This window comes from Pedobacter sp. SYP-B3415, from assembly GCF_004138205.1.
GTDB lineage: Bacteria > Bacteroidota > Bacteroidia > Sphingobacteriales > Sphingobacteriaceae > Pedobacter.
In genome coordinates this window covers 37134-61227 of record NZ_RXNQ01000001.1, presented here as the reverse complement: position 1 = coordinate 61227, position 24094 = coordinate 37134, and the positions used below count along the sequence as shown (strand labels likewise).

The window sequence follows — 24094 nt, the reverse complement described above, 5'->3', positions numbered from 1 at the left end:
GCGGGAATCTAATGGGATTGTAATTAAGAAGTTAAGAATCATTGTTGTCCGAGGAAAGTTTTGCAAAAGTATATAGCCCTTCGACTTTCAATAAATGTGAAAACTCTGGTATCGGACCGCTCACCGCCGCGGGGGCTCCTTCTTTTTGGCGAAAAAGAAGCAACCTGAGGCATAGCCGAAAGCGTTCGTACCATTAAAAACCACATACAAGACATGAACAAACGCTCCGGCTGTGTATCTCTTCTTGCATAAAAGCATCAAAAGTCCGACGGCGGCGGGAAAAGGCCCGGATTATCCCTGCGCCATTCCGTTCCGGGCTGGTTCCCCTCCTTGGTTCTTCCCAACCTCTTTAAAACATTGCAAGACTTTTAATACTTTTCTGCGGCGAGAAGATACAAGGCCGGTTCGCACCTATCAATGACAGTAATCAGGCAAAACCGTCATCAAAACCGCCGCCTGTATGTAAAACCCATAGACATAAAATTCAGGGGCTTGATTCAGAAAATTGATGCAGATATTGCTTTGAGACTGTTCAGAAAGATCTTATTTTGGTCTGCAAATTTTTACCGGACAACAATGAGTTGAGAACTATGCCCGGAGTTCAGCAAGTCGCCGGACAGGGTTTTGTCAGAATGATCACATTTTGGCAGGTCAAAACCTTGTCGCGGTTGTGAATCATGAAATTTTGAATTACCTTTGCCCGGCAAATAATAACTCCTAATCATTATTTGCTATGCAACTCGATCCCAATAAATTTATTGCCGAGGGACTTACATACGATGACGTACTGTTGGTTCCTGCTTACTCTGAAGTGCTTCCCAGCGATGTGGATACCAGCACGCAACTTACTGCCAGCATCAAGCTGAATGTTCCGATTATTTCTGCAGCAATGGATACGGTGACGGAGTCTGAGCTGGCTATTGCAATTGCACAGGCAGGGGGGATTGGCATTTTGCATAAAAATATGACGATTGAACGCCAGGCAGGTGAGGTACGCAAAGTGAAACGTTCTGAAAGCGGAATGATTCAGGAACCGGTAACTGTAGATGAGGGTGCGTCTGTGGGCGATGCCTTTAAACTTATGCAGCAAAACAGCATCGGTGGGATCCCGGTGGTTCGTAACGGTAATAGTCTGGTTGGCATCATTACCAACCGCGATCTGCGTTTTCAAAAAGATATGCAGCGGCCTATTGTAGAAGTGATGACGAAAGAAAATCTGATCACCGCGCCCGAAGGGACGAACCTGGTACAGGCAGAAGAGATTCTTCAGAATCACAAGATCGAGAAGCTTCCTGTGGTAGACAAGCAAGGTTTGCTGATTGGCCTCATTACCTATAAAGACATCCAGAAATATAAAAATTATCCGAAAGCCTGTAAAGATGAACACGGGCGGCTGCGTGTTGGTGCTGCGATCGGTGTTGCCGGAGATAACATTCAGCGTGTAACCGCACTGGTTCAGGCAGGCGTAGACGTAGTTACTATAGACACCGCACACGGACATTCTAAAGGCGTGATCGACATGGTGAAGCGTGTAAAAAGCATGTATCCAGACCTGCAGGTTATTGCCGGTAACATCGCTACCGCCGATGCTGCCATTGCATTGGCCGATGCGGGTGCAGATGCAGTGAAGGTTGGTATCGGGCCGGGATCGATCTGTACCACGCGGATTGTTGCCGGGGTCGGCGTTCCACAGCTGTATGCGGTATTTGAGTGTGCACAGGCGCTCAAAGGAAGAAATATTCCTGTCATTGCCGACGGGGGCATCAAACAAACGGGAGATATCGTTAAAGCTATCGCTGCCGGCGCAAGTTCTATCATGGCCGGGTCGCTTTTTGCAGGTGTGGAAGAATCGCCGGGAGAGACCATTATTTACGAAGGCAGGAAATTCAAATCATACCGCGGAATGGGATCAGTTGATGCGATGGCAAAAGGTTCCAAAGACCGTTACTTCCAGGATGAAACCGATGTTGTAACCAAACTGGTACCAGAAGGTATTGTTGGGCGTGTGCCTTACAAAGGAACGTTAGCTGAAGTGATTTACCAGTATGTTGGCGGTCTTCGCGCCGGAATGCACTACTGCGGAGCAGCTACTACTGCAGAATTGCAGGAAGCAAAATTTGTCAGGATCACGGCTGCGGGAATGCGCGAAAGTCATCCGCACGATGTGACGATCACCAAAGAATCGCCAAATTACACCAGATAGGCCAGACAGCATACAACCCCGCAGCAACCTGCGGGGTTTTTGTTTGCGCATAAATGGGCGGCACCGTCTGTCACATTTTACAAGCACCCTACAAATTAATCCCTATTTTTACCCGATATGAATCAGTCTTTTGAAACCATAGAGCGCCTGATCAGGCAACGGCGCAGCGTTTTTCCCGAAAGTTATACCGATCAGGAAGTTCCTGCCGAGGCGATTGAAGCGGTGCTTGCCAGTGCAAATTATGCACCCACCCACAAACTGACCCAACCCTGGCGTTTTGTTGTATTTACAGGCGATGGAAAGCGCCGGTTTGGTGCCGAACTGGCCAGGTTTTATAAGGAGACGGTTGCGCCTGCATCTTTTCTTCAAAAAAAATACGACAGCATCATCGATAAGGCATCGCGTGCTGCTGTGATGATTGCAATAAATATCCGCTACCATAGAGAGAAGGTACCGCAGTGGGAAGAAATTGCAGCAGTAGGCGCTGCCGTGCAAAACATGGCTCTAACAGCAGAGGCCCTGCAGATCGGTTCATACTGGAGCAGCCCGGGCATGATCAGTTCACTATCGGCCTTTCTCGATCTTGAAGCTCAGGAAGAATGCCTGGGCATATTTTATATGGGTTACCATCATGACGCTCCGCGCGAGGCCAATCGGACGCCCATCGAAGAGAAAGTCCGCTGGGTGAGGGATTAGTATGAACATACACGATCAAAGCATGAAAGCCGATGTGCTTGCTGCTGTGGCAAGCCTGATTGACCGCCGGCTTGAAGAAGCTGCTACAGCACTCCGTCTGGCCGAAGAGGCGTCAAAAGATAATACCAAAAGCAGCGCGGGCGATAAATATGAGACCACCCGGGAAATGATGCAGCAACAGATTGATAATAACCGCAAGCTGCTCTTTGAGGCCGGAAGGCAAAAAACTTTTTTACAGCAGCTGCCGGCCGCAGGCTCTGACAAAGTCAGAAACGGAAGCCTTGTCGAGACCGATCAGGGCTGGTTTTTTATCGGCGTCAGCGGGGGGACTTTACAGGTATCCGGCAAAGCCGTAACAGCTATTTCCCAGGCCTCGCCGCTTGGTAAGGTACTCGCAGATCAGCAGGCTGGAGCGCAGGTATCCTTCAATGGGCGCCACTTCAGAATCCTGCAGGTTATCTGAAAATACTATTGAAAAAAAGAGAGGCTGCCTTTTTGAGGCGGCCTCTCTTTTTTGCGGCAGACTACAGGCCCATTCGCTGTTTGAACGCAGGTACGATAAAACCGCGTACATCGGTGTAAGGAACGAATACTTCAAGTTCGCCGGCAGCATACGCAGCAATTTCATAAGGATTGTACAGGAAGCCGATTCCCTTATCATTGAAGTAGACATTTTCATTTGCCGCAAGGAAATCATCGAACAAAATCTCTTTAAGACTGGCCCCGGGTGCCAGGCCATACTGTTGTCTGAACCTTTTTTCTATCTGGCGCTGAAGTCCTGCCGAATCTATATTTACGATGTCTTTCAGCTTCAGCCGGCGCTTTGTTTTCAGGTCGAAGCAGGTAAATGTAATACCATGATTTCCGTGTGCACCTCCCGTATAGGCAAAATTCATGGCTTCAAAAACAAGGAAATCTTTTTCATTGTACCGCACACCCAGTGTTTCCAATGATTCATAATTCATGGATGCACGGGCCAGTTCAGGATCATTCAGGTCTTCTTCAGAAATGCCGGTATCATAGTCGTTGAAGAATCGTTGTGCGCTCGCTTTCAATGCCTTATTCCAATCCGAACCCTGCAGCTGCATAATGCTTTTTATCTGGGTATTTACAAATCGTGAATTGGGATTTGCCTCAGCAATGAGCGTCTGAATGGTAGCTTTCGCCTGCGGTGAGTTTTTCTTTCCCGGAAAGGCGTAGACAGAATCGATAACCTTCATCACCCTGAAAGGCACTGAAGACTTTGCATAGGTCTCTGTCAGAACAATCGGGAAATTCTTTCCTTTATCTTCGTCTTTCCAGGTCCCCGTGAATGCCTTACCATTCCATTTGACAATAAACTGGGGTGCTTTCGGGTTGCCGCTTGTACTCCACATCATCTCAGAAAACCGGAGTTCTCCATTCGGCGCAATTGAATCAAACTGAAGTTTAATTGGGATGCCAATATCCCTGTAATAATATGACCCGGTTGCATAATCAGTAGACCTGATCAGCTCCATGACGATGGCTTTGCCTGCAATGCTGCCTTCAAGATGTTTGTAAAAAAGGCTGTCAAGTTTAGCTTCAGCAGCTGGTACTGCTGTGGTCGTTTCAGTTGTTGTTTGTTTTGATTCGGTGCAGGCTGCAAAACTGAGCAGCGCAGCAATACCGTATAAAAGGTGAAGACGTTTCATGGTGATGTTTTCCTTTTAACGAGTAACCGGCAACTTTGTTTGTTTCAACAACGAGAGTATGGTGCAAGCTTACCTGATGGCTGCGGTTGCGTTCGAAGTTCTGATAAAGGTTTTTTCGAATTGCAACCATTCATTAGCGGTAATCCCTGCCTCTGCGGCCCGCTTTTTGAAAAAAGCATAATCAGTGAGCTGGCCGTCAGCACGCAGACATTGTTCCAGCAAACGGTACATACGTTTTTCACCAACTATCTGTTCAAGTCCGCGCAGCAGGAGGGGCCCGTAATTATACCTGTAAGTTCCCGAGACTTCATCCTGGTTCCTGATCTGGTCAAGCGGAATCGCCTTGAAGCCGGCAAGGTCTTTTGCCTGCTTCTGGAAATGAGCATCTGCCCAGGCCTTTCCAAACTTGGCTTCAGCAGTTTTAACCGCGAGGTATTCTGCTGTCGATTCGAGAAAAAACCAGAATAGGGTAGCATTCGGTCTGAGCACGTTGCCAAAGTAATAGTGCGCTACTTCATGCGCTATGAACGGGTAGTCGGAACTGTCTTTGAGCGCAGAGGTCCTGGTGTCGACCATCCTGCCTAGCGATGTCCCGGCAAAGGCTATAACCGGGAAATTCACAAATCCCCACACCCGCCCCTGCTGAAAGCGCTCTACAGGCTCGTGTTCTATAAATACGTTCTTTGTATGATAAGGGACGTTCAGTTTTGCAGAGAGAAATTGTTTCATTTCTGCTATGTTTTTTTCGAATCCGGACAATTCTGCAGCAGTCATTTTTGTATTCAGGAACCAGGCGCCCGGGGTTTGCTGGATGGGGTAATTGCCGGCAAAAAGAAGTGGTGCAGCCGGTATTTTTGATTCGAAAATAGCCTTCGGACCGGCTTTCGGACTGTCGCCGTTGACAAAGAGCATTTTTGCATCAGCACCCTCGACAATGATTCGGTAAGTGACCTGTTCGATAAGCCTGTCGTTTCTGGTATCATAAATAACGGGATACCATTTAGACTGATCGGTTGCACGCAGTGTTTTGCCATTGAAGGCAATCAGGCCTTTAAAATCGATGAAGTTTAACGTATCGGTGTACACAGGAAATGCACCTGTATACGTAATCCGAAGCGTGCCGGGGTTTGCATAGGTGCTGTCGCCCCGCTGCGGCGTGTAACACAAACCTTCACCGCGCATCTTGCCATTATAAAAACCGCCGTATTTTAACACCAGGCCGGCGCTGTCGCGTATGGCCTTAATGTTGAATCCTTTATTTAGCAGTACCTGATAGTCTTTTCCCAGGCGGGGAAGATCTGATAACGTAAAATCACAGCTAATAAGGCCCTGAGCCATGTTGATGCGGACCGTTCCGGTCAGATGCGGTACCTGGGCCTGCACTGCCGAAACAATTTCCATGAGGCCGGCAAGCAAAAAAATGATCTTACGGGAAAGCATGCTAGAAGCTATTTTTTATGCTATTGCTTAACGTCTTCGGACTCCAGTAGCCGCTGGCGATGATCCTGCGGATCGTGTAAAGCGGTTCCTGCTCATCACGTTTTGTAGCCAGTTGAAACGCCATTCTGAAGCCGCGTTTCTTTAGTTCGGGAATACCCTGGCTGTTCCACAGTCCGAAGGGATAAGCGAATTCAGTAATTTTCTTCCCGGTAATTTCTTCTAGTTTTTTGGTCGGCTTGTCCAGTTGCTCTTCCCAGTCTTTGCCCTGGTATTTTTTGAAGTTTTTATGATCGTATGTGTGGCTGCCAATTACGTTTCCTTCGGCAGCAAGTTGTTTAATCTGATCTTTTGTCATATACTCGATCAGGCCTTTCTTGCCAATGGAAACGGTCATGATAAAATATACCGCTTTATAGCCATATTTCTCAAGTGTCGGCCGAACGATGGTAAACTGGTCCATATCGGTATCATCGAAAGTGAGCATGATAGGCTTGCTGGGCAGCGGGGCGCCGGTATTCAGGTATGCATACAACTGGTCGGGCAGAATGGTGTGATAGCCGCTGTCTGCCAGCATTTTCATCTGGTCTTTAAAATTTTGAATCTCAACAATATAGTCTTTGCCAACCTTGCCGTCTGTAGGGCGCCAGTTCCGCACCTGGTGATAACAAAGAATAGGAACCTGTTTCTTCGCCAGGATATCGGAAGCCTTTGCCGGCTTAATCTTCGAGACGTCTACCGTGGCAGCAGGCGAAGCAGCGCTCGTCGAATCGCCCGGTTTATCGGTAGCGGTATTGGAAGGCTGCGATTTAGACTGGCAGCCGGCAGTAAAGATTAGTGCGGCAGCAGCCAGGGATAGTACCTTATTCTTCATTGTTGGGTGTGAATTTTTGTGTTGCTGCAAAGCTAAAAATTACAGCGATCTTTTTTGCGTGCTTTTGATTTTAGGGTCACTGTTGTCCGGGGATAGTTTTGCGTAATCTGTAGCCCTTCGGTTCTCAATAAATGTAAGCTGTGATATCGGACCGCTCACCGCCGCGGGGGTTCCTTCCGAAACCGCAGGCCAAATTGTTTCTGCCGCGAATTGTGCGGTGAGGAATCTCACCTTTGCTCGTTATAAAGCTTTTTTCATCAAGGTGACGGCAATGCCGAGCACCAGGGAGATCCCTCCGCATTACACTGCGTTTGGCATGAAGTCAAGGCTGTGTATCTCTTCTTGCATAAAAGCATCAAAAGTCTTTGAGACTGTTCAGAAAGATCTTGTTTCCTTCTTCAACTTTTTACCCAAAGACAATGATTTACGGTTTTGCCCCGGCAGCCGCCCCACAACACTGCTGCCAGGGATACCGCGCTACTTTATATGTTCAAGATACCTCGCTGTTCGCTGGTCGGGCAGGTTCCAGGCCTGCCAGCCACTTTTTTCATGCCGCTTACGGAACAGTTCAATTTTCGATTCCAGCTGCTCTGAAAATTCTTTTGCTGCTTCAAGCTGTAAGGCGCCGGCATCCTGTTTCAGGCTATCTTGCCCGGGTTTTGGAACGGTCGTGCGATCATCCTGTTCTGAAATCGCAGCGACCTGCTTTTTAAGCAGATCACGGTTTGTATGAAGGATTGCAATGGCTTTGTCGCTCAAGCCCATCAGGTGATCTACATCGAGTGAAATCCGGTCTGCCCTGTTTACATTATAGCCTGCAATTACCACATCCCAATTTACAGCACTACCAGCTGTCAGGAATATCAGCCAGAAAAAGGCATTCCACCTGTACAGGTAAAAGAAGGTTCGCGTTGCAGCTACCTTAACGTAAACCGTAAAAAGTCCTGCGCAGCAGAGAATCAGAAATGCGCCAACACCGATCCGCTTATAGGTAAGCCCGTAAAGGTCTATATAATGATAATCGCGCAGGGCGACGGTGAGAACCAGAAATGCATTCTGCACAATCCATACATAGACCAGCAGTTTCAGCTGACGGTTATTACTTAAAAAGTTCAGGTTCCCCCTGAAAAAGAAAACAATCACTGCCATGGCCAGCACGATGCTGAAGATCAGTGCATTTGTGCCATCATGCAAGGCTGCCGAAGGATTATTCAGGTCAGCACCTTTCGTGAACAGGGTGATCATATCAAGCACATTCACAAATAACAGCAGAAGGTTTAGGAGCGCAAAACAGATGCGGGCATTGATAAACTCCGTTTTCAGCGCCATTTTACGGCCCGACAGGTTAATGGAAAAAATTTCGGCAAACGCATGTAACGCAGATTTCGTCCGGTCGTGCCTTTCTTTTCTGATCAGCGCTTCGGTAAGCCGGCTTTCTATTCTTTCAAATGAAGAAGGCTCATAGTTAAGGATCAGGGCTGCGGTTATGGCCATGCCTGCAAGGATATGAATCATTCTAACTGAGATGATCTTTTCAAGCAGACTGATGGCATCCAATATCGAATTGATCAGCCGTGACAGCATATCGGCAAACTGTTCGTTGGCTGCTGCATAAACGAGTGTAAAAACGAGTAGTATGAACGCGGGCAGCAGCACGTACTTAAGCTGGCGCAAAACGGGGCGGAGTGAGATCCCTGCAATGCGCATCCGTTTCAGGCGCTGAAAAAGGGTGTAGGGCAAGGTGGCAAACCGGAAAATGCCTGCAACGATTGCCGTTCCTGCAGTCTTCAAAAGCGGATAATGTACACGGCCCACCCATGCAAACAGGCTGATGTAGTAAGCCCAGGCCGCCATTTCAGAATGGTTCACTACAATCATTAGCGCCGAAAAAAGATGTATGGCCGCATACAGGGCAAAGACTTTGTCTGCAGGAACGTTCCGGCTTAAAAGCAACGCCAGCAAAATAAAAGCCGAGTAAACCAGTTTATTGAGGCCGGGCGCCTGATCCCAGAATAGCAGGCTGAAAAGAAGACCGCCTGCGATTGAAAGCAGCGGGAGCAAGTCGTATTTAATTTTTATTTTCATTTTAAAAGTGCTTTGTGTTTCAAAGTGTATGTGCAAAAAAAATTAGCTTATATTTTTAATCATTTTTTCCAGGGCATCGAGGTGGTTTTTAAAGGCGAGTCTGCCTGCCTCTGTTGCCTGGTAGGTTGTATTGGTTTTTTTTCCGACAAAAGCTTTGTGAACAGAGATCAGTGCGGCCTGCTCAAGCGTGCTGAGGTGTGAGGCGAGGTTGCCGTCGGTCAGTTCCAGCATCTGCTTCAGGTCATTGAAGTTAATGCGTTCGTTTACCATGAGCACTGACATCACACCCAGACGGATCCGGCTGTCGAAAATCTTATTTAACGACTCGATCGGGTTTTTCATGTGCTTTTGCGTTCATATTTAAAATACATCACTGTACCGTAGAGGATATGCAGGATGCCGAAGCCGATTGTCCAGAAGATTAAACCCAGCGCTGGGAAGATCAGGTTGATGATGCCGAGAATAACTTCCAGAAATCCGAGGTAACGAATATCAGTGAGTGTATATTTTGAGGCGTTGATGAGTGAGAGGCCGTAAAAGATCAGGCAGGCAGGTGCAACCAGACCGGAATTATTGACCAGCAGTGACAGTACGAAACATCCTCCGGCAAATAGCGGGATGAACAGGTTAACGAGCATGTTGCGGGTGGTGCGATCCCACAGCGGAAGGCCGCCGCGGCGGGCTCTTAGCCAGGTAAACAGAAATCCGGAACTCAGTGCAGCGACCAGTACACCCAGGGCAATACAGATCAGGTTGAATTCGAGATCAGTTTCCCCGCTCACACCGGGTGCGTAGGCCCGGGCGTCGCCAAAGCGGCTGTTTCCGAAGCGATCAAGTTCGCGCTGCGCAAGGAAAGCACCAACCAGTGCCGATATACCGGCGCCAACGCCAGAAAGTCCGCTCAATGAGATAAATCTGGACGAGCGCTCCATCATCTTGCGGATGTCTTTCAATGCCGAAATCTGTTCCTGTTGATCAGTCATCTTAAAAGTACTTTGTTTTGCAAAGTTATGCGAGTATTTTGGATTTGCAAACATAAGTGAACTTTTGTAATGTTTTTTTTTGAATCATAAGGAGCGCACGGACTTATGGTCGGGCTGAGATTAGGCAGGTTGTAAGTTGATCAGATCAAAGAACAAGGAACCAAGACAAAGACCACGGCGCCTAGCCCCTCAATGGCCGCTAGCCGATCCATGAGCCACGAGCCAGTGTTGTCCGGTTGAATTCGCCGAGTGAAATAAGATCCTTCTGAAACAGTCTCAAAGCAGTATTTGCCTGAGTCTTCTGAATCAAGCCCCCCTGTATTATATGTGTGCGGGTTTTACGTACAGGCGGTGGTTTCTATGAGGGTTTTGCCTGATTATTGCCACTGATAGATGCGGACCGGCCTTGTATCTTCTCGCCGCAGAAAAGTATTAAAAGTCTTGCACTGTTCTAAGGAGGTCGGGAGGAACCAAGGAGGGGAACCAGCCCGGAACGGAATGACGCAGGGGTAATCCGGGCCTTTTCCCGCCGCCGTCGGACTTTTGATGCTTTTATGCAAGAAGAGATACACAGCCGGAGCGGTTTGCTTCTTTTCCAAGAAAAAGAAGGAGCCCCGCGGCGGTGAGCGGTCCGATACTATAGGCTCACATCTATTGGAAACCAAAGGACTATGGGCTTTCGCGAACTTTCCCCAGACAACAGTGAGCCACGAGCCATGAATCAGGACCTGGGCGCCTAACCCCTCACTTTGCCAAGCCCCACCGACGTAACCCATGCCGTCATCCCGAAGCGCGTTTACGCAATCCGTTTTTTTTTGATATCGCAACGGCGAGGGATCCCCTGCGAGGAGGCAGTAGCGGCCGTTTACGAAGGGAGAGCAAAGAGAAAAGAACCAGGATGACCACGTTTTATGTCCCCTCAATACGCTGAGCCTTCAATCAGATCAAAGAACAAGAAACCAAGACGAAAGACCACGCGTCCATATCCCTCAATACGCCGAACCGGCCGGGGGAGTTTGCGCCTAAAACTTACCACCTAAAACTTACAACCTAGCACTTACCACTTAAAACTTCCCCACCACCATCCCTGGCAAGGTAATTGTCTTCCAGCAGCATCGTGATGCTGCGTCATCTTTTTTTCTACATTTGCATATGCTGAAAGCGGAAGGGATCAAAAAATCGTACGGGAACCTCGCTATCCTCAAGGGGGTCGACTTTGCGGTTAGCCAGGGTGAGATAGTAAGTATCGTTGGTGCGTCGGGCGCGGGTAAAAGCACGCTGCTGCACATCTTAGGAACACTCGACAGGCCCGATGCGGGTTCGGTGATCTTACAGGATACCGAAGTAAATAAGCTGAACGGCAATGCGCTTAGCGCCTTCCGTAACCGGAATATCGGCTTTGTCTTTCAGTTTCATCACTTGCTTCCCGAATTCACTGCATTAGAGAACATCTGTATTCCGGCATTCATTGCAGGCACCGCAAAAAAGCAGGCAGAGGCCAGAGCGCACCAACTGCTCGACTTTTTCGGGCTCGGCGCCAGGGCCGGACATAAGCCGTCGGCCCTTTCTGGCGGAGAACAACAGCGGGTAGCTATTGCACGCGCATTGATAAATGACCCCGGCATTGTACTTGCCGATGAACCCTCAGGCAACCTTGATTCGGCAAATGCCAAGGCCCTGCATCATCTGTTTTTTAAACTGCGCGACGATTTTAACCAGACTTTCATCATCGTAACGCATAATGAAGACCTGGCCAAAATGAGCGATCGCGTTGTGACGATGAAAGACGGCATGATCGTTTCCTCCTAACCATTCAATTTTTATATACACTGTGACAGTCCTGATTACCGGCGGCCATTCGCCACGCACATTCAAACTTTTGAAGGCCTTTCCGGGCAACCAAATCGTTCTTGGGGGCTATGGAGAGATGCCATCTATGCAAACTGACGAGTACCGGTTGGTTTCGCTGGGAAAGTTTCTGCCCGATGCGCTGGCGCACCAGTTGCTGCAGTCCTGCCTCGATTATGATGCTGACGCGATCTTGCCCGTACTCGCGGAAGAAATTCTTGCCGTTGCCCAGGCAGCGGTGCTGTTTGATGAATTTGGTATAACGGTGCTGCTGCCGGTTGATGCAGAATCATACCTGCCAGCGGTTGATCTGCCCGCAACAAACTGGTCAGTCTGGATGAACGGACAGCCGGTCGCCGCTGTGCCCGAACTTTCTGAAGCACAATTTGATCTGGGGCGGAGCCTGAAACTTCAGGGTGCATTCCAGCTTGATCCGCAGGAACGATTTACACTTTTTACCGTATCTGCCAATGGCTTATGAGCACCTGATCAGGCATAAAAATGCCTTCATTTTTGAGTTCGACGATGTGCTTTATCCTGAAAGGGATTACCTGCTGCAGGTTTATTACCTGTTCGCCCAGTTTATGGAATATACGGAACAGCTGCCAGCCGCAGACATGGTAGCCTTCATGAAAAAAAGATTTGAAGCACATGGTCCGGCAGACATTTTTGCTGAAACGGCATCCTGCTTTGGCATTGGAGCGCATTTTAGAGAAAACTTCGACCGGCTGCATCGCAGCGCCAAACTTCCGCTCAAACTCCTGCTTTTCAAAGATCTGCTTGTTCTCTTGCAGGAACTGGTTGTGGAGCGGAAAAAAATCTGGATCGTTACACCAAAAGACCCTGAACAGCAACTGAACAAAATCAGGCAGATCGAGTGGCATGGCCTGGAAAAATATCTGGAGGTTTACTTCTGCGAGGAACTGAACAAAACGCCTGAATCGGTCTATACGGAACTCATTGAAAACAGCGGTATTAGCGCTGAAAATATTCTTCTGGTAGCCGGTAACAATTTTCAGCCGGCCGCATCTTTCCCACCCAATTTACCGTATATTCGTGTTAAAGACTTATTGTAATTTCATGATAAATATGACGACGAGGGGATCACTGTTTAAAGCAGCGGCGGTTTTGTGTTTAGGAATGGCGCTTTCCTGCAAAAAATCAAATGTAGAAACGCCCGAGCCGCCGCCGGTAGATCCACCGGCCTCAGGCAACACCAAGCAGACGCCGACAACGAACCGCGTCGAACTTACAAATGATTCCATTTTCCTTTACGCTCAGCAGATTTATTACTGGAACAGCTCGCTGCCCAGTTATGATACATATGAACCACGTAAATACACAACCGGAAGTACCAATCTTGATAAATACGAAAACAATCTGTTCAACCTGGTAAAAACATCGGCTTCGCCGGATTACGTGGCAGGGCAGCTGGCGCCAAAATATTCGTACATTTTTGATAAGGCCAATGCAAATCCACAGGCCAGTCTGAAAAGTGAGCGCATGTCGGTAGACCTTGAAGGCAACGGAAACGATATCGGTGTAAGACTTGGTTATTACGGAACAACCTCAAACTTCAGCATCTTTGTTACGGCGGTGTATCCCGGCTCACCGGCTGAGACTGCGGGTATTAAGCGCGGCGACCGCGTTACGAAAATAAACGGCGCCAGTTACGGCACAAACTTCAATGCTCAGATCGCTACAATCATTGCTGCTATCGAACAAAATTCAGTCACCTTTGAGATCAACAAATCTACCGGTGAGACAGTAAGCGTTCCGTTGACCAAAGCAATTTTTAGAAGCAACCCGATCTACAAGCAAACTGTGATTACTGCCGGAACGCATAAGATCGGTTATCTTGCGTATGCCCGTTTCTCGAGCACGGCGAATTCGGTTACTGAACTTACAAATGCTTTTAACTTTTTCGGTCAGCACGGAGTAACGGACCTGATTGTCGATCTTCGCTACAATGGCGGGGGCTACGTAAGCACGGCCGAGCATCTGATCAATCTGATCGCTCCTTCAACCGCAACCGGAACCATGTATGTGGAGCATTACAACCAGACCATGAAAGAGGGCAAAGCAACGATTCTGAAAAATCAGCCTCTGCTTGACGCTAATGATAAGGTTCAGTTTCAGAACGGAAAGATTGTTACCTATGCCGATGTGAATTATTCAGAAGCCGCAATGACGGCAAACTTCGCTAAGAAAGGTACTGTTACAGGTGTGAGAAACATCGTCTTTATTGTATCAGGCAGTACAGCTTCTGCAAGCGAGCTCGTGATCAACAGCCTTAAACCCCATATGACAGTGCAGTTGGTAGGGCAGACCACATATGGTAAGCCGATCGGCTTTTTTCCTGTAGTTCTGGAAAACAAATATGATGTTTACATGTCGCTTTTTGAGACGAAGAATTCCCGCGGCGATGGAGGTTATTATACAGGCATGGTACCTGAGCAGAACCTTGCAGAAATAAGCGGTAATTCCATGTATGATTTTGGAGACGTTCGCGATCTGTATCTTGCCCGCGCGGTATCACTTTTGGCGCCGGGTGCTACGGTAACCAGTCAGGGAAAGGTGAGTAGTTCACTAAACCGGACAGCATCTGCTTCAAGTGCTTTGACGCTGCAAACCGAGCTTGGTCCGCAGGAATTTAAAGGAATGATCGAGACCCGCCACAAACTCAGGTAAGCTCGTTATCTATATAAAAAAAGCCTCCTGCCACCATACAGGAGGCTTTTTTGTTTGCAGGCAAAATGAAGCCTGGAATGTCATCATACCCTCAAAACAAGGTTCCGGATTTGCGATAACCAGATTTATTTGATAGCTTAATAGTAAGAAATAACTATTGATATGAGAGCAGAACTGATAGCGAAAGAAACCATCCAGGTAAGACAGATCATTCCGGCCGGAGCGGCTGCCGCAGGCGACATCACCGAGAAACTGCAGGCTGCAGCGCGACTGGGAAACACCTACAAATCAAAAACCGTTCTGACATTTAACACCTTTTCCGGACCAAAAAAGGTAGAAACGACCGTATGGTCTGCAACAGAGGGATTTGTGCAACTGAAACACGGCATTCACATACCCGTTTCAGGTATTATCGAAGTAGAATATTAACCGGGCTTTCCGGCACCAGCCAGGTAGACCTAAAAAATGCTAAAAAACAAACGTCCTGCATGTCTATTGCAGGACGTTTTATATTTCATCTTCGCTGGCGCTATTGTTTCTTCATCTGGACCTTTTCGCGGTATAACGACTGGATGGTAACACCCCGGTCTATACGGCCAATAATTTCCTGGATGGCATCGGCCGCTTTTGAATAAAATTCTTTGTTGATATTCTGAAATTCGTCTGTTTCCTTGTGATAGTCTTTATGATCTTCAACGCCGAAATAAATAAAAGGGATATTTTTTGCGTTGAATGCGCCCTGATCGCTTTGGTTGGTCCAGTCATCCTGACCCATTTTGGGATCGTCATGACCGGGCAAAACCTTTATTCCCGGAACCGTGGTGACGAGATAAGGCTTTAGCTGTGGATATTTGAATGTGCCGCAGGCATACAATTCTGATTTATCGTTATGGCTGATCATATCCATGTTAATATTCATCAGCACCTGGTCAAGCGGTACCGGTGCATTGGCTACAAAGGCCTTCGCACCCTGCAGACCCATTTCTTCAGCATCAAACGCTGCGAAGATCAGCGTATGTTCAGGTTTGTTTTTTGATTTAGCGTAGTGAGCAGCAAATTTCAGCAGGGCCGCCACACCTGAAGCATTATCATCAGCACCATTAAAGATTTTATTATCGCGCACGCCCAGGTGATCATAATGAGCGGAGATTACGATGGCAGCAGCTGTCTTACCGGGAATGTAACCGATCACATTTTTTCCTGTTATCTTTTTTCCCTGCCTGTCGCTAAAACTGAAGTCGCTTACATACGGCATGCCACCAGCACATGATTTTAGACCAAGTTTTGTAAAACGTGTTGTAATAAAATGCCGGGTCATCTCTGCACCCTTGGTTCCGGTTTTGCGGCCTTCGTACGCATCAGATGACAGCACTTCAAGGTCCTGAAGCAACTGGCTGTTCCCGCCCGTTGATGTACCCTGTTTTACAGATGAGCAGCTAAGGAGAAGTGCAAAAGAAAGTAGGAGGTAAGACTTCATTTTTATGGAAGATCAATTTAGACGAAGGTACAAATTTATTTGGCAAGCAGCCGGGGTGCGTCTCCTGCCCGACAGGGGTTATATGTAACATTATCGACCGAAACGCGCTGTTTTTGCAAGATCTGATCAGCATTGATGCCTTTTTCGTATTTTCCACCCTGCAAAGTCTGATTTGCGCAAACAAAACGTATGAAGAAAAAATCCCTGGTCGTATTACCTGTGCTGCTTAGTCCGTTCTTTTTTGCAGCCACGCTGTTCCACAACGATGGCGGCCTGACAGCCCGGCCAAACATGGAGGCCGGCCCTGAAGAAAACTACCGTAATTACTGCGCCAGTTGCCATGGCGAAAAAATGGACGCATTTGCCGACAGGTCATGGAAACATGGCAGCTCGCGCGATGATCTTTTCAAATCGATCAAAAAAGGCTGGCCGGACGAGGGGATGCCCTCATTCGATTCGACCTTCACTGATAAGGAAGTGTACGCACTTGCCGATTACATTCTGAAAGGCATAAAAAATGTAGACCGGTACAAGGGCGGTGATAAGCCAAAATCAGCTACGTTTAAGACAGAGGCACTAACCATTAAACTTGATACTGTTGTAAAAGGTCTGGACATTCCATGGGGAATGGCTTTCCTGCCTAAAGGCGCTATGCTGGTTACCGACCGCAATGGCAAACTCTATCATGTTGCTGCAGAAGGGAGGCGTTCTGAAGTTTCCGGTGTGCCAGAGGTGCTGAACAGAGGACAGGGCGGGCTGATGGATGTAGCTGTTGATCCGGCGTTTGCCAGCAACGGATTTATTTATCTGAGCTATTCAAAATACAAGAAAGAAGGCGGCGCAACGCTGGCTACCACTGCCGTATTAAAGGCGAAGTTGTCTGGTAATCAGTTAAGTAGCCAACAGGATATATTCGTGGCAAAACCTTATTCCCGCACACAGCATCATTACGGTTCAAGGCTACAGTTTGGCAAAGACGGACTATTGTATATATCGGTAGGGGAGCGGGGAAATGAGAAAGAAAATCCGCAGCAGATAAAGGGAAATGACCTGGGCAAGATTCACCGCATCAAAGCCGATGGCACTGTGCCTGCAGACAATCCTTTTGTAAAAACTGAAGGCGCCGGGGCTACGATCTGGTCGTACGGTCACCGCAATCCGCAGGGAATGGCCATCGATCCGGCCACCGGACAGCTCTGGGAAAACGAGCATGGCCCTCGGGGAGGTGACGAAATCAATATCATTAAAAAAGGCCGGAATTATGGTTGGCCGGTTGTTACCTATGGTATCAATTACAATGGGAAAATCATAAGCGATCTGAGTAAAAAACCTGGAATTGAAGACGCTGTTCATTTCTGGCTGCCCTCTATCGGCGTAAGCGGGATGACATTCGTAAACAGCGATAAATACCCCGGCTGGAAAGGAAATATCCTCAGCGGCTCGCTGCGATTCCAGTACCTGAACCGCTCTGTCCTAAAAAATAATAAAGTAGTACACGAGGAAATTTTATTCCGGAATATTGGCCGTTTGCGCGATGTGAGGGTGGGTCCCGATGGTTTTATTTATATTGCGGTCGAATCTCCGGGAACAGTTTACCGCCTTGTACCCGTTAAGAAATAAATAAAGAACATGAAGATGCGAATTTTTCTTACAGCAGCATGCTGCTGTGCATTGGCCCTGAGCGGGTATGCGCAAAAAGTGAAAGACAAGAAACAAAACGGGAACCCCGTTTTTGAAGGATGGTATGCTGATCCGGAAGGAATTGTTTTCGGTAAAAAGTATTGGATCTATCCAACCTATTCGGCACGTTACCGCGAGCAGGTTTTCATGGATGCTTTTTCCTCTCCTGATCTTGTGAACTGGACAAAACATCCGCGGGTTATCGACACAGCCGCCATCAAATGGGCAAATAAGGCCATGTGGGCACCGTCAATCATTGAAAAAGATAAAAAGTACTATCTTTTCTTTGGTGCTAATGATATCCAGAGCGACAAGGAAACAGGTGGCATCGGTGTCGCTGTAGCAGATAAGCCTGAAGGTCCTTATAAAGATCACCTGGGGAAACCGCTTATCGACAAATTTCATAATGGTGCACAGCCAATTGACCAGTTTGTATACCGCGATCCTAAAACCGGAACATATTATTTAATCTATGGCGGCTGGTCGCATTGTAACATAGCCAAACTAAATAATGATTTTACCGGATTTATTCCATTTGAAGATGGTAAAACGTTTAAGGAGATTACACCGCAGGGTTATGTAGAAGGGCCGTTCATGTTTATGAAAGATGGCAAGTATTATTTCATGTGGTCTGAAGGCGGTTGGACCGGTCCTGACTATTCAGTGGCCTATGCAATTGCAGACTCACCTATGGGGCCTTTTAAAAGAATTGGTAAGATTCTTCAGCAGGATCCTGCCGTGGCTACGGGTGCAGGCCATCACTCTGTTATCAAACATCCGAAGAAAGACAAATACTTCATCGTTTATCACCGCCGTCCGCTCGGCGATAACAACGGTAACCACCGGGTAACCTGTATCGAAGAGATGAAGTTTGCTAAAGACGGCACCATTCAGCCGGTTAAGATAACTTTCGAAGGCGTGAAACCACTCTCTTTGAAATAAGATAAGCAAATGAAATAAAAGAGGCGCTCCATGAAGCGCCTCTTTTATTTTTCAGTTTTATAAATATCCCTGATGTTGATCGCCATGATCCTTTCGGGGTTTTCAAGCGGCCTGAAACCAAACTGCTCATACAAACCGTGTGCATCGAGCGTAGCCAGCATATACCGCCTGAGACCCTGCAGGTCGGGGTGGAAGATCATAACCGACATCAGTTTTTTCGAAAGCCCTCTACCACGGTGCCTGGTGTCTACAAACACGTCACAAAGGTAGGCAAAGGTGGCCCTGTCGGTAACCCAGCGCGCAAAACCTACCTGTCTGTTGTCATGGTAAATGCCGAAGCAAAGTGAGTTATCAATAGATCGTTTAACTACCTCAAGCGGGATCTGCTCAGCCCAGTAAGACTCCTCGCTCAAATATTTGTGTACGTAGAGCAGGTCAATAAGCTGCTTGTCGTCAGAAAATACGTAGTTGTCTTCCCGGATCTCCATTAGTTGCGCATATTGATAAATTGCAGGGGCTGGCCAAAGTCTTCATTGCGGCACAGTGAGATCACAGCCTGCAGGTCGTCGATCTTTTTTGCGGTTACACGCACCTGGTCATCCATGATAGCGGGCTGCACCTTCAGACCACTTGCCTTGATCTTTGCCACGATCTTTTTCGCCGCATCTTTATCAATCCCCTCTTTAATGGTCAATTCCTTGCGAATCATATTTCCGGAAGCCGCTGACTCTTTACCAAAGTCGATACTCTTGGGATCAAGCTGCTGTTTCATCATTCGCGAAATAATAGAATCCTCTATCGCTTTAAGACGCATGTCATCTTCGGTTACGATCGTAATGACATTCGTTTTTTTATCCAGGTCTATTGTGCTTTTCGAGCCGTTGAAATCGTAGCGGTTCAGAATCTCTTTTTTTGCATTGTTCACAGCATTATCCAGTGTCTGCGCGTCCACTTTGCTCACGATATCAAAAGAAGGCATGATTTTGGTATTTTGGGTAAAAAAAAACTAATTTTATTGAGGCTCTTACCTCAACTCCGCACAAAAAAACAAAAAATATTATGAAAACCACCAAACCGAAGTCTCAAAAAAAGTCGGCAAAAAAAGCAGCCAAAAAAGAACTTGAGCAAAGCCTAAGCGAGCGTTTCCTTGAAGCGGTTCGCGGTCTGGGCCATAATGCCGAGCACATTGGCGAGGAAATCGCTAAAGCAAGTAAGTCGATCGCAAAACGGCTGTCTAAAAAGGTAACTGAGGTCAAAGAACTGGTGGAAGAAAGGATTGAAACTATTGCTGCAAAAGACGACGTAAAGAAAAAGCCGGGAAAATATTCAAAATCCGGCAACCGCGGTTCAAATAATGCTGCACCTGCAGTTCAGAGTGTAAAAGTAGCTGCCATCGAAACCGCTGACAAAGCGCGAAATCTGATTGAAAAACCGGTTGTGAAGACAAAAAATCCGGTGCTGAAGGCCAGGGATACCGCTGTTAAAGCAGTACCCGTAACACCTGAAACCAGTATGCCTAAAAAGAGAATGAGCACCAATAAGACTGCGAGCGTACAGCCGGTTGCCGCCAAACGAGGCCGGCCGGCTAAGACGGCATTACCTGCGGCCGCTTCTCAGGAATCTTTTGAAAGCCAGGATACTACGCAGACAACTTCTGTACGGAAGCCAGGACCTGGCAGACGGAAGTCTACAGGAAAATAATTAACAATTATTTAACTCCGGTATGCCAAATGGTTAACGATTCCTTTACACAGATTGAGCATATTTGGATTCCCTGTTTCGCAGGGATTTTTTGTTTATGATGACCAAATCCAGGAAAAAAAGTCCTTTCTTAAACCGGGAGATCAGCTGGCTTTATTTTAATGAGCGGGTTCTCCAGGAGGCGGCCGACGAAAGTGTGCCGCTGATCGAACGCATCAGGTTCCTGTCTATTTTTTCATCCAACCTGGAAGAGTTTTACCGAGTGCGCGTGGCAACCATGAGCCGCCTGGCTAATCTGAATGAAAAATCAAAGGAATTGCTGGGCTTCAATCCGAAAAAGGTTCTTAATGAAATAAAAAACCTCGTTGTAAAGCAGGAAAAACGTTTCGAGCAGCTATTTCAGGATATCCTGATCAATGAACTGGCCCGTAACCGGATCTTTATTTTAAATGATACCCAACTCAATGTAGCGCGGGGAACTTTTGTAAAAGACTACTTCCGCGATAAGATTTTGTCTAATCTTGTGCCGGTAATGGTTGATCCTGAAAAGCCGTTTCCAGAGCTTAAAGACAGGCATCTGTATTTTTTTGTACGGCTCAATAAAAAGACCGGCTCGGGTCGCGAGCGCTATGCGCTGGTAGAACTGCCCCCATTTTTGTCGCGTTTCCTGGTTCTTCCCGAAACTCACGACCTGAAGTTCATTATCCTGGTAGAAGATATTGTACGTTATTGCCTTGACGACCTGTTTTTTACGTTTATGTACGATAGCATTGAGGCCTACACCATCCAGGTAACCCGCGATGCGGAGCTGGATATTGATAAGAACGTTAGCGACAAATTTATCGATGACCTGAAGAGCAGCCTGGAAAAGAGAAAAAAGGGCAAACCCATGCGTCTGCTGTATGACTCAGATATGCCTATGCAAATGCTCAACACCCTGGTTGCGAAACTTAAATTGCAGGCAGAAAGCCTGATCCCGGGCAACAGGTATCATCGGTTTGGCGATTTTATTGCCTTTCCAAATGTTGGCAGCGCAAGCCTGAATTATCCCTCGCTTCCGCCATTGAAGGTTAAAGACCTGCACCGAACGCAGAGCATCTTCGCAAAGATGGCAGACCGCGATTATCTGGTAAACCTGCCATACCAGTCTTATGACTATATTATCCTTTTTCTGCGTGAGGCGGCTATAGATCCGAAGGTTGCTGAAATCAATATTACACTGTACCGGCTCGCTGAGAATTCAAAGGTGGTGAATGCGCTGATCAATGCAGCAAAAAACGGTAAGAAGGTTAATGTGCTGGTAGAGCTTAAAGCGCGTTTTGATGAACAGGCCAATATTTTCTGGACGAGCAAACTTTTGGAGGAAGGCGTAAACGTCAACTATGGGCTGACCGATTATAAAGTGCACTCCAAAATCTGTCTTGTTAAACGGATGGAAAAAGACCGGCCCGTCTATTATGCGAACCTGGCTACGGGAAATTTTAATGAAAAGACTGCCGGTATCTATTGCGACCACAGCTTGTTTACGGTAAAAAAGGAAATAACCGGCGATCTGGTAAAGCTATTTGAAGCATTAAACAAACGGACCGTAACCCGTGGTTTCAAACACCTGATCGTATCGCCGCTGGAGTCGAGGTCAAAGATCTATAAACTCATTGACAGGGAGATCAGGCATGCCAAACAGGGCAAACTGGCTTATATGATCCTGAAGGTAAACAGCCTTGCAGATGAAGGGATTGTAAACAAGCTTTACCAGGCAAGTAATGCCGGTGTGAAAATCCAGCTCATTGTCCGTGGTATCTGTTGCCTGGTGCCCGGAGTCAGCGGCTACAGCGAAAACATCAGGGTAATCAGTATCATAGATAAGTATCTCGAGCATGCCCGGGTGTTCATCTTTGCTAACAACGGAAAAGAAGATATGTACCTTTCTTCCGGCGATTTTATGACGCGGAATTTCGAACACCGCGTTGAAGTCGGTTTCCCTATTCTTGACAAAAACGTTAAAGAGGAAATCCGCGAGATCATTGAGCTCCAGCTGCAGGACAACACAAAAGCCCGGGAAATTACGCGGCTTAACAATAACAAATATTACCGGACCCGCGCGGCTAAAAAAATCCGCGCCCAGGTAGATATCTATAATTACCTAAAAGCCAAACATTCCACCTGACCATGATCAGATATGCTGCCGTTGATGTCGGCTCAAATGCTGTACGCCTGCTGATTGCAGACGTGATTCTAAAAGATGACAAATACACCTATAAAAAAAATACGCTGATCCGCGTGCCCCTGCGTCTGGGCGATGATGCCTTTCTTGAAAAACACATCTCGCCAAAAAAGGGTGAAGCGTTGCTTAAAACCATGCAGGCCTTTAAAAACCTGATGGACGTATACCAGGTTTCAGGCTATCTGGCCTGTGCAACATCGGCTATGAGAGAGGCTGTCAACGGGGCAGAGCTCGCCACAGACATCAGCCGGCAGACCGGTCTGAACCTGGAAATCATAGAAGGAGCCAGGGAAGCCAGGATCATCTATGCTAACCATATTGAGGAACAGCTTGACATCAGAAAAAATTTCCTGTATATCGATGTGGGGGGAGGAAGTACTGAACTTTCGCTTTTCGTGGATAAACAGGTAGTCGCTTCCCGGTCGTTTAACATCGGTACGATTCGTATCCTGGACAACCAGGATAAGGAAGAACACTGGAGCGACATGCGCGACTGGGTAAAAGAGCAGACACGCCAGCACAAACATCTTGTTGCGATCGGCACCGGAGGTAATATCAACAAACTTTTCAGAATGTCTGAAGAAAAGGAAAATATGCCGCTCAGTTTTATCAAACTGAATGCGCTGTACAACAAGATCAACAGCCATTCGCTGAAAGAACGGATCTCATTGCTCGGTCTGAACCAGGACCGCGCAGACGTGATTATTCCCGCGGCAGAGATCTATCTTACGCTGATGAAATGGACCGGTATTAAACAGATCTATGTTCCCCGGCTGGGCCTGGCAGACGGCATGATCAATCTGATGATAGAGGAAAACCTTCAGGCATAAAAAATCCCGCCGGGGGGCGGGATTGGTTTATTCTACAAGTGAAGCCGCAGCTTCGTCTACATACCAGGTCAGGCTGCCGCTTATGGGCCGGATCAGCTTTGCCGGATAGGTGTCCGTGTCTTCTTCCTCCTTTGAGATAACCTGCCTGAGCGCTTTTGCTTTTCCTTCCCCGAAGACCAGAAAAACAACGTGCTCCGCTTTGTTGATCAGCGGTGCGGTCATGCTGATGCGATAGGTGTTCAGCTTTTCAACAAAAACAGCTGCAACTGCCGGATCTTTTTCTTTCAGGATGTCTGTATGCGGGAAAAGTGAGGCGGTATGCGCGTCGTCGCCCATGCCAAGCAAGATCAGGTCGAAACTCAGGTCACTGCCGTTGAAGTGTTTCGATATGGCCTTCTGATATTCTATAGCTGCCTTCTCAGGAGCAAGTGCCGTATTTACGTAAAAGACCTGGTTTTCCTGAATACCGAGCGGATCGAGCAGCGTCGTTTTGGCCATCAAGCCGTTGTAACTCTCATGGTCTGAAGTAACATTCCGCTCATCGCCAAAAAAGAAGTAAACTTTAGACCAGTCCAGTTTGTCTTTATATGCTGAAACAATCAGTTCATGCAGTTTTTTGGGCGAGTTACCTCCGGTTAAGACAAGGTTGAAACAGTTACGCTCAGCAATCGCTTTTTCGGCGACCGAGATGATAAACGCGGCCAGATCTTCGAACAGCTCGGGCTCCGTTTTATAGATTAATAAACTCAT

General features: G+C 47.4%; 23 protein-coding genes. 13 read left to right on the top strand and 10 right to left on the bottom strand.

The window, feature by feature from the left end:
• Positions 1 to 733 precede the first annotated feature (733 nt).
• The 3 genes from guaB (at position 734) to EJV45_RS00245 (ending at position 3362) form a co-directional block, all read left to right on the top strand.
• Positions 734 to 2203 carry an IMP dehydrogenase gene (gene guaB, locus EJV45_RS00255; RefSeq protein ID WP_129713615.1) on the top strand — a complete coding sequence of 490 codons (1470 nt, stop codon included), beginning with the start codon at positions 734 to 736 and terminating at the stop codon, positions 2201 to 2203.
• Between the two features lie 117 nt (positions 2204 to 2320).
• A complete protein-coding gene (locus EJV45_RS00250; protein ID WP_129713614.1) occupies positions 2321 to 2899 on the top strand; it encodes a nitroreductase in 579 nt (192 codons plus the stop codon).
• A 1-nt stretch (position 2900) separates the two neighbouring features.
• On the top strand, positions 2901 to 3362 hold the full coding sequence (locus EJV45_RS00245; protein WP_129713613.1) for a 3-oxoacyl-ACP synthase: 462 nt from the start codon (positions 2901 to 2903) through the stop codon (positions 3360 to 3362).
• Between the two features lie 61 nt (positions 3363 to 3423).
• Here the strand turns inward: EJV45_RS00245 and EJV45_RS00240 are convergent, their stop codons facing one another.
• From EJV45_RS00240 to EJV45_RS00215, 6 genes are all read right to left on the bottom strand, one after another.
• A complete protein-coding gene (locus EJV45_RS00240) occupies positions 3424 to 4572 on the bottom strand; it encodes a DUF3298 and DUF4163 domain-containing protein (RefSeq protein WP_129713612.1) in 1149 nt (382 codons plus the stop codon).
• A 69-nt stretch (positions 4573 to 4641) separates the two neighbouring features.
• The gene (locus EJV45_RS00235; protein ID WP_129713611.1) at positions 4642 to 6012 is read right to left on the bottom strand and encodes a M1 family aminopeptidase; all 1371 of its coding nucleotides are present in this window, start codon (positions 6010 to 6012) and stop codon (positions 4642 to 4644) included.
• Between the two features lies 1 nt (position 6013).
• Positions 6014 to 6883 carry a polysaccharide deacetylase family protein gene (locus tag EJV45_RS00230; RefSeq protein WP_129713610.1) on the bottom strand — a complete coding sequence of 290 codons (870 nt, stop codon included), beginning with the start codon at positions 6881 to 6883 and terminating at the stop codon, positions 6014 to 6016.
• A 477-nt stretch (positions 6884 to 7360) separates the two neighbouring features.
• Positions 7361 to 8968: a DUF4173 domain-containing protein gene (locus tag EJV45_RS00225; RefSeq protein WP_129713609.1), complete on the bottom strand. Its 1608-nt coding sequence runs from the start codon at positions 8966 to 8968 to the stop codon at positions 7361 to 7363.
• A 42-nt stretch (positions 8969 to 9010) separates the two neighbouring features.
• Positions 9011 to 9310 carry a transcriptional regulator gene (locus tag EJV45_RS00220; protein WP_129713608.1) on the bottom strand — a complete coding sequence of 100 codons (300 nt, stop codon included), beginning with the start codon at positions 9308 to 9310 and terminating at the stop codon, positions 9011 to 9013.
• Complete coding sequence (locus EJV45_RS00215; RefSeq protein ID WP_129713607.1) at positions 9307 to 9951, bottom strand: hypothetical protein; 645 nt, start codon at positions 9949 to 9951, stop codon at positions 9307 to 9309. Before EJV45_RS00215 ends, EJV45_RS00220 begins: the two co-directional genes overlap by 4 nt.
• Before the next feature lie 1152 nt (positions 9952 to 11103).
• On the opposite strand from EJV45_RS00215, the gene EJV45_RS00210 reads away from it, so the two are divergent.
• From EJV45_RS00210 to EJV45_RS00190, 5 genes are all read left to right on the top strand, one after another.
• Positions 11104 to 11760 (top strand): ABC transporter ATP-binding protein, encoded by a 657-nt coding sequence (locus tag EJV45_RS00210; protein ID WP_129713606.1) that lies wholly within the window; start codon positions 11104 to 11106, stop codon positions 11758 to 11760.
• 22 nt (positions 11761 to 11782) lie between these two features.
• A complete protein-coding gene (locus tag EJV45_RS00205; protein WP_129713605.1) occupies positions 11783 to 12280 on the top strand; it encodes a hypothetical protein in 498 nt (165 codons plus the stop codon).
• A complete protein-coding gene (locus EJV45_RS00200; RefSeq protein ID WP_129713604.1) occupies positions 12270 to 12875 on the top strand; it encodes an HAD hydrolase-like protein in 606 nt (201 codons plus the stop codon). The genes EJV45_RS00205 and EJV45_RS00200 overlap by 11 nt, the downstream gene beginning before the upstream one ends.
• Before the next feature lie 4 nt (positions 12876 to 12879).
• Positions 12880 to 14490: a S41 family peptidase gene (locus EJV45_RS00195; RefSeq protein WP_129713603.1), complete on the top strand. Its 1611-nt coding sequence runs from the start codon at positions 12880 to 12882 to the stop codon at positions 14488 to 14490.
• A gap of 162 nt (positions 14491 to 14652) precedes the next feature.
• Positions 14653 to 14919: a hypothetical protein gene (locus EJV45_RS00190; RefSeq protein ID WP_129713602.1), complete on the top strand. Its 267-nt coding sequence runs from the start codon at positions 14653 to 14655 to the stop codon at positions 14917 to 14919.
• 100 nt (positions 14920 to 15019) lie between these two features.
• Here the strand turns inward: EJV45_RS00190 and EJV45_RS00185 are convergent, their stop codons facing one another.
• On the bottom strand, positions 15020 to 15967 hold the full coding sequence (locus EJV45_RS00185; RefSeq protein ID WP_129713601.1) for a M20/M25/M40 family metallo-hydrolase: 948 nt from the start codon (positions 15965 to 15967) through the stop codon (positions 15020 to 15022).
• 189 nt (positions 15968 to 16156) lie between these two features.
• On the opposite strand from EJV45_RS00185, the gene EJV45_RS00180 reads away from it, so the two are divergent.
• Both EJV45_RS00180 and EJV45_RS00175 read left to right on the top strand, forming a co-directional pair.
• Positions 16157 to 17587, top strand: a complete 1431-nt coding sequence (locus EJV45_RS00180; RefSeq protein WP_129713600.1) for a PQQ-dependent sugar dehydrogenase — start codon at positions 16157 to 16159, stop codon at positions 17585 to 17587.
• A 9-nt stretch (positions 17588 to 17596) separates the two neighbouring features.
• Positions 17597 to 18589, top strand: a complete 993-nt coding sequence (locus EJV45_RS00175) for a glycoside hydrolase family 43 protein (protein WP_205942300.1) — start codon at positions 17597 to 17599, stop codon at positions 18587 to 18589.
• Positions 18590 to 18633: 44 nt separating this feature from the next.
• Here the strand turns inward: EJV45_RS00175 and EJV45_RS00170 are convergent, their stop codons facing one another.
• Positions 18634 to 19077, bottom strand: a complete 444-nt coding sequence (locus EJV45_RS00170) for a GNAT family N-acetyltransferase (protein ID WP_129713599.1) — start codon at positions 19075 to 19077, stop codon at positions 18634 to 18636.
• On the bottom strand, positions 19077 to 19568 hold the full coding sequence (locus tag EJV45_RS00165; protein WP_129713598.1) for a YajQ family cyclic di-GMP-binding protein: 492 nt from the start codon (positions 19566 to 19568) through the stop codon (positions 19077 to 19079). The genes EJV45_RS00170 and EJV45_RS00165 overlap by 1 nt, the downstream gene beginning before the upstream one ends.
• Positions 19569 to 19648: 80 nt before the next feature.
• On the opposite strand from EJV45_RS00165, the gene EJV45_RS00160 reads away from it, so the two are divergent.
• From EJV45_RS00160 to EJV45_RS00150, 3 genes are all read left to right on the top strand, one after another.
• Positions 19649 to 20290 (top strand): hypothetical protein, encoded by a 642-nt coding sequence (locus EJV45_RS00160; RefSeq protein WP_129713597.1) that lies wholly within the window; start codon positions 19649 to 19651, stop codon positions 20288 to 20290.
• Between the two features lie 97 nt (positions 20291 to 20387).
• Positions 20388 to 22457: a polyphosphate kinase 1 gene (gene ppk1, locus EJV45_RS00155; protein WP_370291083.1), complete on the top strand. Its 2070-nt coding sequence runs from the start codon at positions 20388 to 20390 to the stop codon at positions 22455 to 22457.
• Positions 22458 to 22459: 2 nt separating this feature from the next.
• Entirely contained in the window at positions 22460 to 23344 is an 885-nt protein-coding gene (locus tag EJV45_RS00150; RefSeq protein ID WP_129713596.1) for an exopolyphosphatase, read from the top strand.
• Positions 23345 to 23371: 27 nt separating this feature from the next.
• Here EJV45_RS00150 and pgl read toward each other — a convergent pair whose 3' ends face one another.
• Positions 23372 to 24094 carry a 6-phosphogluconolactonase gene (gene pgl, locus EJV45_RS00145; protein ID WP_129713595.1) on the bottom strand — a complete coding sequence of 241 codons (723 nt, stop codon included), beginning with the start codon at positions 24092 to 24094 and terminating at the stop codon, positions 23372 to 23374.

Coding starts and splice junctions, on each gene's coding strand:
- EJV45_RS00245 (WP_129713613.1), top strand. CDS start 2,901: ATGAACATACACGATCAAAGCATGAAAGCCGATGTGCTTGCTGCTGTG.
- EJV45_RS00230 (WP_129713610.1), bottom strand. CDS start 6,883: ATGAAGAATAAGGTACTATCCCTGGCTGCTGCCGCACTAATCTTTACT.
- EJV45_RS00250 (WP_129713614.1), top strand. CDS start 2,321: ATGAATCAGTCTTTTGAAACCATAGAGCGCCTGATCAGGCAACGGCGC.
- EJV45_RS00175 (WP_205942300.1), top strand. CDS start 17,597: ATGAAGATGCGAATTTTTCTTACAGCAGCATGCTGCTGTGCATTGGCC.
- EJV45_RS00185 (WP_129713601.1), bottom strand. CDS start 15,967: ATGAAGTCTTACCTCCTACTTTCTTTTGCACTTCTCCTTAGCTGCTCA.
- pgl (WP_129713595.1), bottom strand. CDS start 24,094: ATGAGTTTATTAATCTATAAAACGGAGCCCGAGCTGTTCGAAGATCTG.
- EJV45_RS00210 (WP_129713606.1), top strand. CDS start 11,104: ATGCTGAAAGCGGAAGGGATCAAAAAATCGTACGGGAACCTCGCTATC.
- EJV45_RS00180 (WP_129713600.1), top strand. CDS start 16,157: ATGAAGAAAAAATCCCTGGTCGTATTACCTGTGCTGCTTAGTCCGTTC.
- ppk1 (WP_370291083.1), top strand. CDS start 20,388: ATGATGACCAAATCCAGGAAAAAAAGTCCTTTCTTAAACCGGGAGATC.
- EJV45_RS00225 (WP_129713609.1), bottom strand. CDS start 8,968: ATGAAAATAAAAATTAAATACGACTTGCTCCCGCTGCTTTCAATCGCA.
- EJV45_RS00220 (WP_129713608.1), bottom strand. CDS start 9,310: ATGAAAAACCCGATCGAGTCGTTAAATAAGATTTTCGACAGCCGGATC.
- guaB (WP_129713615.1), top strand. CDS start 734: ATGCAACTCGATCCCAATAAATTTATTGCCGAGGGACTTACATACGAT.
- EJV45_RS00160 (WP_129713597.1), top strand. CDS start 19,649: ATGAAAACCACCAAACCGAAGTCTCAAAAAAAGTCGGCAAAAAAAGCA.
- EJV45_RS00200 (WP_129713604.1), top strand. CDS start 12,270: ATGGCTTATGAGCACCTGATCAGGCATAAAAATGCCTTCATTTTTGAG.
- EJV45_RS00190 (WP_129713602.1), top strand. CDS start 14,653: ATGAGAGCAGAACTGATAGCGAAAGAAACCATCCAGGTAAGACAGATC.
- EJV45_RS00240 (WP_129713612.1), bottom strand. CDS start 4,572: ATGAAACGTCTTCACCTTTTATACGGTATTGCTGCGCTGCTCAGTTTT.
- EJV45_RS00150 (WP_129713596.1), top strand. CDS start 22,460: ATGATCAGATATGCTGCCGTTGATGTCGGCTCAAATGCTGTACGCCTG.
- EJV45_RS00195 (WP_129713603.1), top strand. CDS start 12,880: ATGATAAATATGACGACGAGGGGATCACTGTTTAAAGCAGCGGCGGTT.
- EJV45_RS00165 (WP_129713598.1), bottom strand. CDS start 19,568: ATGCCTTCTTTTGATATCGTGAGCAAAGTGGACGCGCAGACACTGGAT.
- EJV45_RS00170 (WP_129713599.1), bottom strand. CDS start 19,077: ATGGAGATCCGGGAAGACAACTACGTATTTTCTGACGACAAGCAGCTT.
- EJV45_RS00215 (WP_129713607.1), bottom strand. CDS start 9,951: ATGACTGATCAACAGGAACAGATTTCGGCATTGAAAGACATCCGCAAG.
- EJV45_RS00235 (WP_129713611.1), bottom strand. CDS start 6,012: ATGCTTTCCCGTAAGATCATTTTTTTGCTTGCCGGCCTCATGGAAATT.